12 protein-coding genes and 1 pseudogene are annotated in these 16,164 nt (G+C 71.0%); 11 read left to right on the forward strand and 2 right to left on the reverse strand.

The genetic code is table 11. From position 1 onward, the window contains the following. The first annotated feature begins 111 nt into the window (after window positions 1-111). The 5 genes and pseudogenes from glyA to purU all read left to right on the forward strand — a co-directional run bounded on the left by glyA (window position 112) and on the right by purU (window position 7,366). Window positions 112-1,455, forward strand: coding sequence for a serine hydroxymethyltransferase (gene glyA, locus ACFY01_RS34290; RefSeq protein WP_390739668.1), 1,344 nt, complete (start codon window positions 112-114; stop codon window positions 1,453-1,455). Then, window positions 1,455-2,726, forward strand: coding sequence for a sarcosine oxidase subunit beta family protein (locus tag ACFY01_RS34295; protein WP_390739669.1), 1,272 nt, complete (start codon window positions 1,455-1,457; stop codon window positions 2,724-2,726). Before glyA ends, ACFY01_RS34295 begins: the two co-directional genes overlap by 1 nt. Before the next feature lie 15 nt (window positions 2,727-2,741). Next, a pseudogene (locus ACFY01_RS34300) lies at window positions 2,742-5,917 on the forward strand (sarcosine oxidase subunit delta family protein). Beyond that, complete coding sequence (locus ACFY01_RS34305; RefSeq protein ID WP_390739670.1) at window positions 5,907-6,515, forward strand: sarcosine oxidase subunit gamma; 609 nt, start codon at window positions 5,907-5,909, stop codon at window positions 6,513-6,515. The pseudogene ACFY01_RS34300 and the gene ACFY01_RS34305 overlap by 11 nt, the downstream one beginning before the upstream one ends. Then, the gene (purU, locus tag ACFY01_RS34310) at window positions 6,512-7,366 is read left to right on the forward strand and encodes a formyltetrahydrofolate deformylase (RefSeq protein ID WP_390739671.1); all 855 of its coding nucleotides are present in this window, start codon (window positions 6,512-6,514) and stop codon (window positions 7,364-7,366) included. The genes ACFY01_RS34305 and purU overlap by 4 nt, the downstream gene beginning before the upstream one ends. Window positions 7,367-7,411: 45 nt before the next feature. Here purU and ACFY01_RS34315 read toward each other — a convergent pair whose 3' ends face one another. Continuing rightward, on the reverse strand, window positions 7,412-8,605 hold the full coding sequence (locus ACFY01_RS34315) for a spermidine/putrescine ABC transporter substrate-binding protein (protein WP_390739672.1): 1,194 nt from the start codon (window positions 8,603-8,605) through the stop codon (window positions 7,412-7,414). A gap of 163 nt (window positions 8,606-8,768) precedes the next feature. Next, on the reverse strand, window positions 8,769-10,208 hold the full coding sequence (locus tag ACFY01_RS34320; protein ID WP_390739673.1) for a gamma-aminobutyraldehyde dehydrogenase: 1,440 nt from the start codon (window positions 10,206-10,208) through the stop codon (window positions 8,769-8,771). A 167-nt stretch (window positions 10,209-10,375) separates the two neighbouring features. Between ACFY01_RS34320 and ACFY01_RS34325 the strand changes: the two genes are divergently transcribed. The 6 genes from ACFY01_RS34325 to ACFY01_RS34350 all read left to right on the forward strand — a co-directional run bounded on the left by ACFY01_RS34325 (window position 10,376) and on the right by ACFY01_RS34350 (window position 16,129). Next, window positions 10,376-10,891 (forward strand): Lrp/AsnC family transcriptional regulator, encoded by a 516-nt coding sequence (locus ACFY01_RS34325; protein WP_132855984.1) that lies wholly within the window; start codon window positions 10,376-10,378, stop codon window positions 10,889-10,891. Next, window positions 10,876-12,258: an aspartate aminotransferase family protein gene (locus ACFY01_RS34330; RefSeq protein WP_390739674.1), complete on the forward strand. Its 1,383-nt coding sequence runs from the start codon at window positions 10,876-10,878 to the stop codon at window positions 12,256-12,258. Before ACFY01_RS34325 ends, ACFY01_RS34330 begins: the two co-directional genes overlap by 16 nt. A 194-nt stretch (window positions 12,259-12,452) precedes the next feature. Next, a complete protein-coding gene (locus tag ACFY01_RS34335; protein WP_390739675.1) occupies window positions 12,453-13,193 on the forward strand; it encodes an ABC transporter ATP-binding protein in 741 nt (246 codons plus the stop codon). Continuing rightward, entirely contained in the window at window positions 13,175-14,464 is a 1,290-nt protein-coding gene (locus ACFY01_RS34340) for a hypothetical protein (protein WP_390739676.1), read from the forward strand. The genes ACFY01_RS34335 and ACFY01_RS34340 overlap by 19 nt, the downstream gene beginning before the upstream one ends. Window positions 14,465-14,560: 96 nt before the next feature. Further along, a complete protein-coding gene (locus ACFY01_RS34345) occupies window positions 14,561-14,968 on the forward strand; it encodes a VOC family protein (RefSeq protein ID WP_390739677.1) in 408 nt (135 codons plus the stop codon). A 36-nt stretch (window positions 14,969-15,004) separates the two neighbouring features. Beyond that, window positions 15,005-16,129, forward strand: a complete 1,125-nt coding sequence (locus tag ACFY01_RS34350; protein ID WP_390739678.1) for an LOG family protein — start codon at window positions 15,005-15,007, stop codon at window positions 16,127-16,129. Window positions 16,130-16,164: the final 35 nt, after the last annotated feature.

Raw genomic sequence — 16,164 nt, forward strand, 5'->3', positions numbered from 1 at the left:
GACGAAGTCACGTGAAGCCCTCCCTTGACGCCGGCCGATCCGTCCTCTTAGCGTATCGCAACAACAGGTTGATATATCAGTCGCCTTTCAGTCGGTCTCCAGGGAGTTCTCATGACTGCCCACGCCCCCGACCAGCAAGCGGCCCGATACGCGGTTCTCAGCGCTCGGCTCGACGACTTCGACCCCGAGATCGCCACGGCGATCGACGCGGAGCTGGCCCGGCAGCGCGGCACGCTGGAGATGATCGCGAGCGAGAACTTCGCACCGCTCGCCGTCATGCAGGCCCAGGGCTCGGTGCTGACCAACAAGTACGCCGAGGGCTACCCCGGGCGCCGCTACTACGGCGGCTGCGAGCACGTCGACGCCATCGAGCGGATCGCGATCGACCGCATCAAGCAGCTGTTCGGAGCCGAGGCCGCCAATGTGCAGCCGCATTCCGGCGCGCAGGCCAACGCGGCCGTCATGGCCGCCCTGCTCCAGCCCGGCGACACGATCCTGGGCCTGGATCTGGCGCACGGCGGCCACCTCACCCACGGCATGCGGCTCAACTTCTCCGGGCGCCTGTACAAGGTGGCGGCCTACCAGGTCCGCGAGGACGACCACCGCATCGACATGGAGCAGGTCCGGGGGCTCGCCCACGAGCACCGGCCGAAGCTGATCGTGGCCGGCTGGTCGGCCTACCCCCGCCACCTGGACTTCGCGGAGTTCCGCCGGGTCGCGGACGAGGTGGGCGCCTACCTGATGGTCGACATGGCCCACTTCGCGGGACTGGTCGCCGCCGGTCTGCACCCCTCCCCCGTACCGCACGCGCACGTGGTGACCACCACCACCCACAAGACGCTCGGCGGTCCCCGCGGCGGGGTGATCCTGTCCACCGCCGAACTCGCCAAGAAGATCAACTCCTCGGTGTTCCCGGGCCAGCAGGGCGGCCCGCTCGAACACGTCGTCGCGGCGAAGGCCGTGGCGTTCAGGATGGCCGGCCGACCCGAGTTCGCGGACCGTCAGCGCCGCACCCTGGAAGGGGCGGCGATCCTGGCCGAGCGGCTGCTGGCCGAGGACACGAAGGCGGCCGGGGTCAGCGTGCTGACCGGGGGCACCGATGTGCACCTGGTCCTGGTGGACCTGCGCCACTGCGAACTCGACGGCAAGCAGGCCGAGGACCGGCTGCACCGGGTCGGCATCACCGTCAACCGCAACGCCGTGCCCTTCGACCCGCGCCCGCCGATGGTCAGCTCCGGTGTCCGCATCGGCACCCCGGCCCTGGCCGCCCGCGGCTTCGGGGCGGAGGAGTTCACGGAGGTCGCCGACATCGTCGCCACGGCGTTCCTGCCCGGCTTCGACGACCAGGTCGCCGCCGAGCTGCGCCGGCGCGTCCAGGTCCTGACCGACCGCTTCCCGCTCTACCCCGGTTCCCCCGTCGACCCGCAGCTCGTGGCCGAGGAGGCTGCTCAGTGATGCACCCGCGCGCCAACTCCCCCGCCACGCCGGGCGGTTCCGCTCCGGCCACGCCCGGCGACGTCCTCCCCGACCACCCCGAGTTCCTGTGGCGCAACCCCGACCCCAAACCGTCGTACGACGTCGTCATCGTCGGAGGCGGCGGGCACGGCCTGGCCACCGCCTACTACCTGGCCAAGAACCACGGCATCACCAACGTCGCCGTCCTGGAGAAGGGCTGGCTCGCGGGCGGCAACATGGCCCGCAACACCACCATCATCCGCTCCAACTACCTCTGGGACGAGAGCTCCGGCATCTACGAGCACTCCCTCAAGCTCTGGGAGAGCCTCGAAGAGGACCTCGACTACCCCATCCTCTTCAGCCAGCGCGGTGTGCTCAACCTCGCCCACACCCTCCAGGACATCCGCGACAGCAAGCGCCGCGTCTACGCCAACCAGCTCAACGGCATCGACGCCGAGTGGCTGGAGCCCGGCGAGGTCGCCAAGGTCTGTCCCATCGTCAACACCTCCCCCGACGTGCGCCATCCGGTGCTCGGCGCCACCTACCAGCCGCGCGCGGGCATCGCCAAGCACGACTACGTGGCCTGGGGCTTCGCCCGCCGGGCCGACGCGTACGGCATCGACCTGATCCAGGACTGCGAGGTCACCGGCCTCGACATCGTCGACGGCCGGGTGCGCGGGGTGCGGACCACGCGCGGCCGTATCGCCGCCGGAAAGGTCGCCCTCGCGGCGGCCGGGCACTCCTCCGTGCTCGCGTCCATGGCCGGACTGCGGCTGCCGTTGCAGAGCCACCCCCTCCAGGCGCTGGTCTCGGAGCTCCTCGAACCCGTCCACCCGACCGTGGTGATGTCGAACGCCGTGCACGTGTACGTCTCCCAGGCGCACAAGGGCGAACTGGTCATGGGCGCCGGCATCGACAGCTACAACGGCTACGGCCAGCGCGGCGCGTTCCACATCCTGGAGCGCCAGATGGCCGCCGCCCTGGAGCTGTTCCCCGTCTTCGCCCGCGCCCACATGCTGCGCACCTGGGCCGGCATCGTCGACACCACCCCGGACGCCTCCCCCATCGTCGGCCTGACCCCCGTCACGGACCTCTACCTCAACTGCGGCTGGGGCACCGGCGGTTTCAAGGCCACCCCGGGCGTCGGCTGGTGCTTCGCGCACACCGTCGCCACCGGCGAACCGCACCCCTACAACGCGCCCTTCACCCTCGACCGCTTCACCACCGGTGCCCTGGTCGACGAGCACGGCGCGGCCGCCGTCGCGCACTAGCGGAGGAGTACCGACATGCAGCTCATCACCTGCCCCTGGTGCGGTGACCGCGAGGAGATCGAGTTCCACTACGGCGGTCAGGCGCACATCGCCTACCCCGACGACCCCTACGCGCTCGACGACGAGCAGTGGGCCCAGTACGTCTTCTTCCGCGACAACCCCAAGGGCCCCTTCGCCGAACGGTGGGTGCACTCGGCCGGCTGCCGGCGCTGGTTCAACGCCGTGCGCGACACCGTCACCCACGAGTTCCTCGCCGTCTACGAGACCGGCGCCGAGCGTCCTTCCCACACGAGCACCGCGAAGGGCCAGGAGGCCGCCCGATGAACACCCCCTTCCGCGCTCCCGGCCACGGCCGTGTCGACCGCGACACCGCGCTCTCCTTCACCTTCGACGGCACCGCCTACACCGGGCACCCCGGCGACACCCTCGCCTCGGCCCTGCTGGCCAACGGCGTGCACCACGTGGCCCACAGCATCAAGTACGGCCGTCCGCGCGGTGTCCTGGCCGCCGGCGCCGAGGAACCGAACGCACTCGTCCAGATCGAGTTCCCCTTCCCCGAGCCCATGCTCACGGCCACCACTGTGGAGCTGTACGAGGGCCTGGTCGCCCGGGGCCTGTCGGGTCAGGGCAGGCTGAGCGGCGAGCCGGACACCGCCCGCTACGACACCATGCACGCCCACTGCGACCTCCTGGTCGTCGGCGCGGGCCCGGCGGGCCTGGCCGCCACGCTGGCCGCCGCCCGGGCCGGGACCCGGGTCATCCTCGTCGACGAACTCCCGGAGTCCGGCGGCTCGTTGCTCGGCAGCCAGGAACTGATCGCCGGGGCACCGGCGCTCACCTGGGTCGACGAGGTCCGCGCCGAACTCGCCGGCAACCCCGACGTACGGGTCCTGTCGCGCACCACCGCCTTCGGCCACTACGACGACGGACTCGTCCTCGCCCTGGAGAAGCGCACCGACCACCTCGGCGCGGCGGCGCCCGCCCACGTCTCGCGGCAGCGGGTCTGGCGGATCCGCTCCAAGCAGGTCGTGTACGCCACCGGTGCCCACGAGCGTCCGGTCGCCTTCGACAACAACGACCGCCCCGGGATCATGCTGGCCGGCTCGGCCCGCACCTACCTGAACCGCTTCGGCGTCCTGCCCGGACAGCGGGCCGTCGTGTTCACCACGAACGACAGCGCCTACCCGGCCGCACTCGAACTGGCCGACGCGGGCGTGCGGATCGCCGCGGTGATCGACGCGCGCGAGGAGGTGCCGGCACACTGGCGCACCGCCTGCGACGAACGCGGCATCGGCATCCGCGCGGGCCACGTCGTCACCGGCAGCAGCGGGATCGAGCGCGTCACCCGTGCCCACGTCGCCCCCTTCGGCCAGGGCCGGCTCGGCGAGCGGCAGGGCATCGACTGCGATCTGCTGCTGGTCTCCGGCGGCTGGAACCCCGCGGTGGCCCTGTTCAGCCAGGCCCGCGGCACCCTGCGCTACGACGCCGGGGTCGGCGCCTTCGTCCCCGCGGACGCACCCGGCAACGTCCGTACCGCAGGGGCGGCCGGCGGTACGTTCACCCTCTCCGGCTGTCTCGCGGACGGCGTGGAAGCGGCCCGGCAGGCCCTGTCGGCCCTCGGCCGGACCGGTCGGACGATCACCCCGCCGACCACCGCACCACTCCCGGACGGAGCGCCCACGCGGGTGCTCTGGCGGGTCCCGAGCCCGCAGGACGGTCACGACGCTCAGGACGGCTCGAACCAGTTCGTCGACCTGCAACGCGACGCGACCGTCTCCGACGTGCTGCGGGCGACCGGGGCGGGTCTGCGCTCGGTGGAGCACGTCAAGCGGTACACGACCATCGGCACCGCCCACGACCAGGGCCGTACCTCGGGCGTGATGACCTCGGGCATCGTCGCCGAGGCGCTCGGGCTGGACGTCGCCGACCTCGGCACCACCCGCTTCCGCCCGCCCGCCGTGCCGGTCGCCTTCGCCGCCCTCGCCGGCCGTAACCGCGGGGAACTCTTCGATCCTGTCCGGGTCACCGCGCTGCACCCCTGGCACGTCGAGCACGGCGCCCTGTTCGAGAACGTCGGCCAGTGGAAGCGCCCCTGGTACTACCCCCGGCCCGGCGAGACCATGGACGAGGCGGTACTGCGCGAGTGCCGGGCCGCCCGCACCGGCGTCGCGATGATGGACGGCTCCACCCTCGGCAAGATCGATGTGCGGGGCCCGGACGCCGGCGTGCTGCTGGACCGGCTCTACACGAACCTGATGAGCACCCTCAAGGTGGGCCGGGTCCGCTACGGCGTGATGTGCGGCGTCGACGGCATGGCCATCGACGACGGCACCGTGATCCGGGTGGCCGAGCAGGAGTTCCTGCTGACCACGACCACCGGCAACGCGGCCAAGATCCTCGAATGGATGGAGGAGTGGCTCCAGACGGAGTGGCCCGACCTGCGGGTGCACCTCACCTCCGTCACCGAGCACTGGGTGACGATCCCCCTCGTCGGCCCCCGCTCCCGCGACGTACTGGCCTTGGTGGCACCGGGCCTCGACGTGAGCAACGACGCCTTTCCCTTCATGTCCTGGCAGGACACCACCGTCGCCGGGGTGGCGGCGCGCGTGTGCCGTATCAGCTTCTCCGGTGAACTCGCCTACGAGATCAACGTGCCCGCCTGGTACGGCATCACCGTGTGGCAGGCGCTCCTCGGGGCGGGCGACGCGTTCGGCATCACGACGTACGGCACCGAGACGATGCACGTGCTGCGTGCCGAGAAGGCCTACCCGATCATCGGGCAGGACACCGACGGCACCATCACCCCGCAGGACCTGGGCATGTCGTGGGTCGTGTCGAGGAAGAAGCCGGACTTCGTGGGCAAGCGGTCCTTCACCCGCGCGGAGAACCGGCGCGAGGACCGCAAGCAGCTGGTGGGCCTGCTGCCGGCCGACGAGCACGTGCTGCTCCCCGAAGGCGCCCAGATCATCGCCACCAGTGACATCCCGGCGCCCCCGGTGCCGATGCTGGGCCACGTCACCTCCAGCTACCGCAGCGACGCCCTGCGGCGGACGTTCGCCCTGGCCCTGGTGCGCTCCGGAACCCGGCGCATCGGCGAGACCCTCTACGTCCCGCTGGACGGCCGGACCGTCCCGGTGACCGTGACCGAACCCGTGCTCTTCGACAAGGAGGGAGCTCGCCGTGACGGTTGAGACGCCCACTCGCTTCAGCCCGCTGTCCGAGTGGCAGGACCGCTTCGAGCGGCTGCCGACCGGATTCCAGGTGCGGGAACTGCCCTGCCTGACCCAGCTCACCCTCCGCCTGGAGCCCGGCAGCGCGGCGGCGAGCGCCGTCGAGTCCTGCCTGGGCGTGACCCTGCCCGGCCCCGTGCGCGCCGAGCTGTCGGGCGACGTCAAGGTGCTGTGGATGGGCCCGGACGAATGGCTGCTGGTGGCACCCGACGGCGAGCGGGACGACCTCCTCGCGCGGCTGCGCTCGGCCGTCGGCGACGAGTTCGCCACCGTCACCGACGTCTCGGCGCAGCGCACCACGCTGGCCCTGTCCGGTCACCTCGTCCGCGAGGTACTGGCCCAGGGCTGTGCCATCGACCTGGATCCGCGGGTGACCCCCGTCGGCTCCTGCCCGACCACGCTGCTGGCCCAGGCCCCGGTGACCCTCGTGGTGCGCGGCGAGGCGGCCTCCGGCGTCTGGCTGCTGGTCCGTTCGTCGTTCGCCTCCTACCTGGCCGCCTGGCTGGTCGACGCCTGCACGGAGTACCGGGGAAGCACCGTGCCGAGGAGCCTGTCATGAAGACTGAGTTCGTCCTCACCCTCAGCTGCCCCGAGCGCCCCGGCATCCTCCACGCCGTGACGTCGTTCCTGCTCGGGCACGGGTGCGACATCACCGAGCACCAGCAGTTCGACGACGCCGACCACGGCATCGTGTTCCTGCGCACGAGTTTCGCCGCCCCCGGCGCCGAGGTGGCCCTGGACCGTCTGCGGGACACCTTCGCGCCCGTGGCCGCCGAGTTCGGGATGGAGTGGCAGCTCAGGAACGCCGCGCTCAAGCCCCGTGTGCTGGTGATGGTGTCCAGGTTCGACCACTGCCTGGCCGACCTGCTCTACCGGTGGCGCAGCGGCGCCCTGGACGCCGAGATCGTCCTGGTGGCCTCCAACCACCCCGACCTGGAGCCGCTGGTGGCGGCCGAGGGCGTGCCGTTCGAGCACATCCCGGTGACGGCCGGCACCAAGCCGCAGGCGGAGGCCCGGTTGCTCGCTCTCGTCGAGGAACACCACATCGACCTGGTCGTCCTCGCCCGCTACATGCAGGTGCTCTCCGACGAGCTGTGCAAGCGGCTGGAAGGGCGGGCCATCAACATCCACCACTCGTTCCTGCCGAGTTTCGCCGGGGCCAAGCCGTACCACCAGGCCCACCGCCGCGGGGTGAAGCTCGTCGGCGCGACGGCGCACTACGTCACGGCGGATCTGGACGAGGGGCCGATCATCGAGCAGGAGATCATCCGCGTCGACCACCGGGCCGGCCCCGACCAGCTCGTCACCGTCGGCCGCGACGCCGAACGCCTGGCACTGGCCCGCGCCGTCAACTGGCACTGCCAGGGCCGCGTCCTGATCCACGGCAACCGGACCGTGGTCTTCAGCTGACCGGGACGTCGCCTCTCCCGGGGTCGCGCTCACGCCATGGCCGGCCTACAGTCCCACGATCTTGTTCCACCGCTTCGCGAAGTCCACGCGTTCGGTCGAGGTGATGTCCCGGGCGATGGCGAGGCGCTCGCGCATCTCGGCGTTCGGGAAGATCAGGGGGTTGTCGGCCAGGGCGGCCGTGTCCTTGTCCTTCGCGGCGGCCAGGACCTCCCGGGCCGCCGGGACCGGGCAGACGTAGTTGACCCAGGCGGCGAGTTCGGCGGCGACCTCGGGCTCGTAGTAGTAGTCGACGAGCCGTTCGGCGTTGGCCTTGTGGCGGGCCCGGTCGGGGATCATCAGGGAGTCGGACCACAGCTCCGCGCCCTCCTCGGGGACGACGAAGCGGATGTCGGGGTTGTCCGCCTGGAGCTGGATGACGTCACCGGAGTACGCCTGGCAGGCCAGGACATCGCCGCTGACCAGGTCCTTGGTGTAGTCGTTGCCGGTGAAGCGGCGGATCTGGCCCCGGTCGACCTGCTGCTGCACCTCGTCGCAGACGGCGTGGAAGTCGTCGGCCGTCCACTTGGTGATGTCCACGCCGTTGCCCTGCATCAGCAGCGCGAACGCCTCGTCCAGTCCGGAGAGCAGGGTCACCCGGCCCTTGAGGTCGCTCGCCCACAGGTCCTTGACGCGGCGTATCTCGCGGCCCAGCTTGCGCCGGTTGTAGGCGATGCCGGTGATGCCGGACTGCCAGGGCACGGTGAACTTCCGGCCGGGGTCGAAGGCGGGCGAGCGCAGGAGCGGGTCGAGGTACTTCGTCACGTTCGGCTGCCGGGCGCGGTCCATCTTCTGCACCCAGCCCAGGCGCACGAACCGCGCGCACATCCAGTCGCTCATGACGATGACGTCCCGGCCGGTCGACTGGTGGTTCATCAGCGCGGGGCTGATCTTGCCGAAGAACTCGTCGTTGTCGTTGATCTCCTCGACGTAGTCGACCGAGATGCCCGTGCGCCTCTCGAACGCCTCCAGCGTGGGCCGCTTGTCGGGGTTGTCGTCGTCGGTGTCGATGTACAGCGGCCAGTTCGCCCACGTCAGCCGCTTGTCAGTGGCGGACGCGTCGGCGGCGGCACGATCGCCCGGCTTGACGTACGCGGCGGGCACACCGCAGCCGGCCAGCGCGCCGAACACGGCGGTGCCGCCGAGCGCGCGCAACAGGGAACGACGGGAGACGGGGACCGCGGGCGAGGAAGTCTGGGGCACCCCGGAAGGATGCCGCCCCGGCCGCCGGGCGGGCAATCGACGCAGCGTCGAGCAAGCGGGGACCTGCCCGACACCATGTCGACCAACGGCCTACGACCCCGGGCACGCCCACCGACGACAAGCCACGACTGACCTCGGGCCGGCCCCCGCCCCCAGCGGAGCGCTACGCGTCCAGCGACGTCATCACGTGCTTGATGCGGGTGTAGTCGTCGAAGCCGTATCCCGAGAGGTCCTTGCCGTAGCCGGACTTCTTGAAGCCGCCGTGGGGCATCTCGGCGACCAGCGGGATGTGGGTGTTGATCCACACGCAGCCGAAGTCGAGCTTCTTGGACATCCGCATGGCGCGGCCGTGGTCCCTGGTCCACACCGAGGAGGCAAGGGCGTACTCGACGCCGTTGGCCCACTCCACGGCCTGGTCCTCGTCCGTGAAGGACTGGACGGTGATGACCGGGCCGAAGACCTCCTTCTGGATGATCTCGTCGTCCTGCTTGAGGCCCGAGACGACGGTCGGGGCGTAGAAGTAGCCCTTGTCGCCGACCTGGTGGCCGCCCGCCTCGACCTTGGCGTGGGCGGGGAGCCGCTCGATGAAGCCGGCGACCTGCTTGAGCTGGTTGGGGTTGTTGAGGGGGCCGTACAGCACGTCCTCGTCGTCCGGCTGGCCCGTCTTCGTCTCGGACGCGGTCTTGGCGAGCGCGGCGACGAACTCGTCGTGGATGGACTCGTGGACGAGGACGCGGGTGGCGGCCGTACAGTCCTGGCCGGCGTTGAAGAAGCCCGCGACCGAGATGTCCTCGACGGCCTTGGGGATGTCGGTGTCCTCGAAGACCACGACCGGCGCCTTGCCGCCCAGTTCGAGGTGGACGCGCTTGAGGTCCTTGGACGCGGACTCGGCGACCGACATGCCGGCGCGCACGGAACCGGTGATGGAGGCCATCGCGGGGGTCGGGTGCTCGACCATCAGGCGGCCGGTGTCACGGTCGCCGGTGATGACGTTGAAGACGCCCTTGGGCAGGATCGAACCGATGATGTCGGCGATCAGGACCGTGGAGGCGGGGGTGGTGTCCGACGGCTTCAGGACGACCGTGTTGCCCGCCGCGATCGCCGGGGCGAACTTCCACACCGCCATCATCATCGGGTAGTTCCACGGCGCGACCTGGGCGCAGACGCCGACCGGCTCACGGCGGATGATCGAGGTCATCCCCTCCATGTACTCGCCGGCCGAGCGGCCCTCCAGCATCCGCGCCGCGCCCGCGAAGAAGCGGATCTGGTCGACCATCGGCGGGATCTCCTCGGAGCGGGTCAGCCCGGTCGGCTTGCCCGTGTTCTCCACCTCGGCCGCGATCAGTTCCTCGGCGCGCTCCTCGAACGCGTCCGCGATCTTCAGGAGGGCCTTCTGCCGCTCGGCCGGGGTCGTGTCCCGCCAGCCGGGGAAGGCCGCGGCGGCCGCGGCCATCGCGGCGTCCACGTCGGCCTGCCCGGACAGCGGCGCGGTCGCGTACGCCTCGCCCGTCGCGGGGTTGACCACCTCGGTGGTCCGTCCGTCGGCGGCGTCCCGGAACTCACCGTCGATGTAGTTGCGCAGACGACGCAGCTCGGTGCTCACTGCCGGCCCTCCAAGGTTCGGGATGTCCATTGACTGAGACACCCACCCTAATCCGAGAGTCGACGTTTTCAACACCCCCGATCGCACGTTGGGTGCGAAATCCGCAGGCTTCAGCTACGTAAACAACGAATTTCATCGATCACGCCTTGCGGAACTGTCGAGACGTCGTGCACAGTGACCCCGTGGCCAGTCGAAGCGCAGACCAGAGGGACTCCCGCGAGTCCAGGAACGGCAATCCCCAGCTGGATGCCGTCTCCCTCGCCATCATCCAGCAGCTCCAGGAGGACGGCCGCCGGCCGTACGCCGCGATCGGCAAGGCCGTGGGCCTGTCCGAGGCGGCCGTGCGCCAACGCGTCCAGAAGCTGCTGGACCAGGGCGTGATGCAGATCGTCGCCGTCACGGACCCGCTCACCGTGGGCTTCCGCCGGCAGGCGATGGTCGGCATCAACGTCGAGGGCGATGTCGAGTCGATCGCCGACGCACTGACCGGCATGTCGGAAGTCGAGTACGTGGTGATGACCGCGGGCTCGTTCGACATCCTCGCCGAGATCGTCTGCGAGGACGACGACCACCTGCTGGACGTCATCAACAAACGCATCCGGGCCCTTCCCGGCGTGCGCTCCACCGAGAGCTTCGTCTACCTCAAGCTCAAGAAGCAGACCTACATGTGGGGAACCCGATAACCGTGAGCTCAAAGGACCTCAGCCGAACCGCGTACGACCACCTGTGGATGCACTTCACCCGCATGTCCTCGTACGAGAACTCCCCCGTGCCGACGATCGTGCGCGGCGAGGGCACCTACATCTACGACGACAAGGGCAAGCGCTACCTCGACGGTCTCGCGGGTCTGTTCGTGGTCCAGGCCGGTCACGGCCGCACGGAACTGGCCGAGACCGCCTTCAAGCAGGCGCAGGAGCTGGCGTTCTTCCCGGTGTGGTCCTACGCCCACCCCAAGGCCGTGGAACTGGCGGAGCGGCTCGCGGACTACGCCCCGGGCGACCTGAACAAGGTCTTCTTCACCACCGGCGGCGGCGAGGCGGTCGAGACCGCCTGGAAGCTCGCCAAGCAGTACTTCAAGCTCCAGGGCAAGCCGACCAAGTACAAGGTCATCTCCCGCGCGGTCGCCTACCACGGCACCCCGCAGGGCGCCCTGTCGATCACCGGCCTGCCGGGCCTGAAGGCCCCCTTCGAGCCCCTCGTCCCGGGCGCGCACAAGGTGCCGAACACCAACATCTACCGTGCCCCGATCTTCGGTGACGACCCGGAGGCCTTCGGCCGCTGGGCCGCCGACCAGATCGAGCAGCAGATCCTCTTCGAGGGCCCGGAAACCGTCGCCGCGGTCTTCCTGGAGCCGGTGCAGAACGCCGGCGGCTGCTTCCCGCCCCCGCCCGGGTACTTCCAGCGGGTCCGCGAGATCTGCGACCAGTACGACGTGCTGCTGGTTTCCGACGAGGTCATCTGCGCCTTCGGCCGCCTCGGCACGATGTTCGCCTGCGACAAGTTCGGCTACGTCCCGGACATGATCACCTGCGCCAAGGGCATGACCTCGGGCTACTCCCCGATCGGCGCCTGCATCATCTCCGACAAGCTCGCCGAGCCGTTCTACAAGGGCGACAACACCTTCCTGCACGGCTACACCTTCGGCGGCCACCCGGTGTCGGCCGCGGTGGGCCTCGCCAACCTCGACCTGTTCGAGCGGGAGAACCTCAACCAGCACGTGCTGGACAACGAGGCCGCCTTCCTCCAGACCCTCCAGAAGCTGCACGACCTGCCGATCGTCGGCGACGTCCGCGGCAACGGCTTCTTCTACGGCATCGAGCTGGTGAAGGACAAGAACACCAAGGAGTCCTTCAACGACGAGGAGACCGAGCGCGTCCTGTACGGCTTCCTCTCCAAGGCGCTCTACGACAACGGCCTGTACTGCCGTGCCGACGACCGCGGCGACCCGGTCGTCCAGCTCGCCCCGCCGCTGATCTCCAACCAGGAGACCTTCGACGAGATCGAGCAGATCCTGCGCGCGACGCTGACGGAGGCGTGGACGAAGCTCTAGCCTCCGGCGACTGCGCCGGTCATACGGCCCGGGGAGCACCCGTACGAGTGAGAAGGGTGCACCCCGGGCCGCGTGCTGTCCGGCGTCGCGGCCCCGGCTCCTTAGCGTGCCTGGTAACCGATCGGTCCTGCCTTCGTTCCCCCGCACGAGGGACTTGGCACGGGAAATACGGATCAGAACCGAGGTGTACGCCCATGGAGGCCCCACCGGACAACGACGTGCTCTGGGCACGCTCGCTGCACTACGTGCACCCCGACGGCTCGCCGGGACTGGCCGGGGTCTCGCTCGGCGTGCGGGTGGGCGAGATCCTCGCCGTCAGCGGGCCGCGCGGCAGCGGCAAGACGACCCTGCTGCGCTGTCTGTCCGGCCTGGTGCCGGCGCAGCGCGGGGAGATCTGGTTCAACAGCGTGCCCGTGCACACCATGGGCCCCATGCGGCGTGAACGGCTGCGCCGGGACCGCTTCTGCTGGATCGACCCGGCACCGGCGCTGGTCCCCGAGCTGACCGTGTGGGAGAACACCGCCCTCCCCCTGATGCTGCGCGGCGCCGGCCGCCGCCGGGCCAAGGTGGCGGCCCTGGAGTGGCTGGAGCGGCTGGACGTCGGCGACAAGTCCCGCAAGCGCCCGCACGAGCTGGTGCAGGCCGAGCGCCAGCGCGTCGCCATCGCCCGGGCGCTGGCCCCCGCGCCCACGGTCCTCTTCGCCGACGAGCCGACCGCCCCGCTGCACCGGGCCGACCGCGCGCACGTCCTGCGGACGCTGACCACCGCGGCCCGCTCGCACGGCATCACGGTGGTGCTGGCCACCCACGACGCTCAGACCGCGGCGCTCGCCGACCGCACGGTGGCACTCCTGGACGGCCGGCGCGTCCACACCGTGCAGCTGCCCGAGGCCCCCGAGCCGGAAGGCCGGGCCGCGTGCTCGCTCTCCGCCTGACCCGCCTCGCGCATCCCGCGGTCCAGCTGCGCCGCCTGCTGGTGGCGACGGCGGCCGCGGGCACGAGCTTCCTCCTGCTCGGCACCTTCGGCTACGCGCTGGGCCACCCCGACAAGCCCGCCGCCTCCCTGCTGCTGCGCCTGGCCTGGTGCGCGGTCCCGCTGGCGGCCACCGTCCACTTCGCGGTGGCCGTCGCCCGCACCGACCCCGGCACCCGCCCCCGGCCCGGCCTGTCCGCGCTGGGCCTGGGACCGGCCCGGCTGATGGCGATCTCGGCCCTGACGACCGCCCTGTCCTGCGCACTCGGCTCGACGGTGGCGCTCCTGCTCTTCCTCCACCTGCGCGGCGACCTGACGGGCCTGCCCTTCGACGGCGCCGCCGCGCGACTGCTCGCCGCCGGCCGACCGCTGCCCGTTCCGGCCACCCTCACCCTGCTGGCCGTGGTTCCCACCACCGCCTCCACCGCGGCCGCCCTGGTGCTGCGCCCCCGCGACGCCCGCCGCCCGCAGCCCGTCTCCCCCCGGTTCGGGGCACGCTTCCGGCTGCGTGAGCCGGTACCGGCAGGCGGTGCCCCGCACGCCCCGGACGAGGTGACCGACCCCAAAGCGGCGCCCCCGGACGCCGACTGGACCGACTCCCCCAGCGACTCCCTCGCCGACGCCCTCCCCGACCCCCCGCCACCCCGCGAAGCACCCCGCGGTCTGCCCTGGGGCGTCGCCGTACTGGCCGCGGGCCTCGCCGTGGAGTCCTACACCGGCCCCGCCACCCCGGCCCCCCTGCGGGAAAGCCCCGCCGGGGTACTCGCCGGCTGGGCCCTGACCGCGGCCGGCCTGGCCCTCGCCGCCCCCGGCCTCACCCACCTCTGCGGCCGTCTGCTGCAAGCGGTCCGCCCGGGCGCGCTCAGGCTGCTCGCCGGCCGCTTCCTGATGGCGGAAGCCGCCCGTATCGGCCGGCCCCTCGGCCTCGTCTGCGCGGTCGCGTCCGGTGCGTACGCGATGACGGCGCCGTACGGCGGTGGCGTCCCGCCCGTCGGCCCGCTGACCGGCCTCGGCACCCTCCTGGTCGCCGGTTGCACGGTGGCCACGCTCCTCACGGTGGCCGTCGAGGTCAGGCAGTCACGGGCCGACACCACCGCCGCACTGGTCCGCCTGGGTGCCCGGACCAGGGTGCTGCGCGGTGCGGCGGCCCTGCGGGCGGGCGCGCTGCTCGCCCTGTTCGGCCCGCTCACGCTGGCGGTCGCGCGCCTCGCGGCACTCCCGCTGGGCCGCTGAAGAGTCCGGAGAAAAAAATCCCCGGGCGCCGATGAGTTCCGCGCCGACCGCCGGTCTACCCCACCGAACGGCACGAACACGACGGGAGAGACCCTCATGTACCAGCAGATGATTTTCGTGAACCTGGCCACCAACGACGTCGCGGCGTCGCGGAAGTTCTTCACGGAGCTCGGCTACACGATCAATCCGCAGTTCTCGACCGACGAGTGCACCTCCGTCGTGATCAGCGACACCATCGTCGCGATGCTGCTCAGCAGGCAGCGCTACGCCGACTTCACCAAGAAGGAGATCGTCGACGCGACGAAGTCCAGCGAGGTGCTGGTCTGTCTGAGCGCCGAGAGCCGGGAGAAGGTCGACGAGCTGGTGGACAAGGCGATCGCGGCCGGCGGCACCGCCACCGGCGAGACCCAGGACCACGGCTTCATGTACGGCCGCGCCTTCGACGACCTCGACGGCCACACCTGGGAGGTCATGTGGATGGACCCGGCGGCAGTTCAGGGATGAGCCCGTTCGGGTGAACGTCTGTGCCAGCATGGGCGGGTGCATCCGACACCCGCCCAGCCCCACCGTGCCGCCCACGACCACGAGATAGAGTCCCTCGCGGAGTTCGACGAGGTGGTCGCCGAGCACGGCACGCTCGCCCGGTTCCGTGTCCAGGCGGTCGATCTGACGTCCCGTACGAGTGAGTTGCTCGCCCTGGACACCTCGGGTGCCGTCTTCCTCGGCTGCCCGATGGATCCCGAGGCAGCCGCCAGGGTGCGCGCCGCGGGGGCGCTGGTGTTCCCGCCCGTGCCAGGGCTGCCCTTCGACCCGTACCGGGGCTTCGTCTACACGCCCGACGAGCTGTTCGAGTCCCTCGGCGAGGGATACGAGGCGACGCCGGACGCGCGGGCGTACGAATGGTTCCAGCGGACCAAGTCCGACGGGGACGTCTACTCGTCCATGCTGCGCGCGATCCACGACGACGCCGTCTCCGACGCGCTCGACGAACTCCTCGTCGGCGAACGGGTGGTGGGCGTCATGGGCGGCCACGCGATGGAGCGCGGCACGCAGGCGTACGCGGGTGCCGCCCGCCTGGGCCGCGAACTGGCGCGCGCCGGGCTCACGGTGGCCACCGGCGGCGGGCCGGGGGCCATGGAGGCGGCCAACCTCGGTGCGTACTCGGCCCCGTTCGAGGACGGGATGCTGAGCGAAGCGCTGCGACTCCTCGCCAAGGCGCCGTCGTTCCGGCCGTCCATCGCCGACTGGGCCCACGCCGCCTTCGAGGTGCGCGACCGCTGGCCCGGCGGTGGCGCGTCGGTGGGCATCCCGACCTGGTTCTACGGTCACGAGCCGCCGAACGCCTTCGCCGCGCACATCGCGAAGTACTTCGCCAACGCCACCCGCGAGGACGGCCTGCTGGCCCGCTCCACCGCGGGCGTGGTGTTCCTGCCGGGCGCCGCCGGGACCGTACAGGAGGTCTTCGACAACGCGACCCCGAACTACTACGAGTCGCGTGGCGAGCCCACGCCGATGGTGCTGGTGGACCGGGCGCACTGGACGGAGCGGCTGCCGGTGTGGCCGCTGCTCCAGGCGCTCGCGCGGGGACGGTCGATGGAGGCCCGGATTGCCCTGGTTGACCGGATCGAGGAGGCGCCCGAGGCATTGAAACGTATCGCTAGCTAATAAGATGGTAAAGTCAACACACGTGCTCCGCTTGC

Source organism: Streptomyces sp. NPDC001480, from assembly GCF_042894725.1.
Lineage (GTDB): Bacteria > Actinomycetota > Actinomycetes > Streptomycetales > Streptomycetaceae > Streptomyces.

Excerpts from the sequence above, each read along its gene's own strand:
- ACFY01_RS34345 (WP_390739677.1), top strand. The coding sequence starts at position 14,561 with ATGTACCAGCAGATGATTTTCGTGAACCTGGCCACCAACGACGTCGCG.
- purU (WP_390739671.1), top strand. The coding sequence starts at position 6,512 with ATGAAGACTGAGTTCGTCCTCACCCTCAGCTGCCCCGAGCGCCCCGGC.
- ACFY01_RS34335 (WP_390739675.1), top strand. The coding sequence starts at position 12,453 with ATGGAGGCCCCACCGGACAACGACGTGCTCTGGGCACGCTCGCTGCAC.
- ACFY01_RS34295 (WP_390739669.1), top strand. The coding sequence starts at position 1,455 with ATGCACCCGCGCGCCAACTCCCCCGCCACGCCGGGCGGTTCCGCTCCG.
- glyA (WP_390739668.1), top strand. The coding sequence starts at position 112 with ATGACTGCCCACGCCCCCGACCAGCAAGCGGCCCGATACGCGGTTCTC.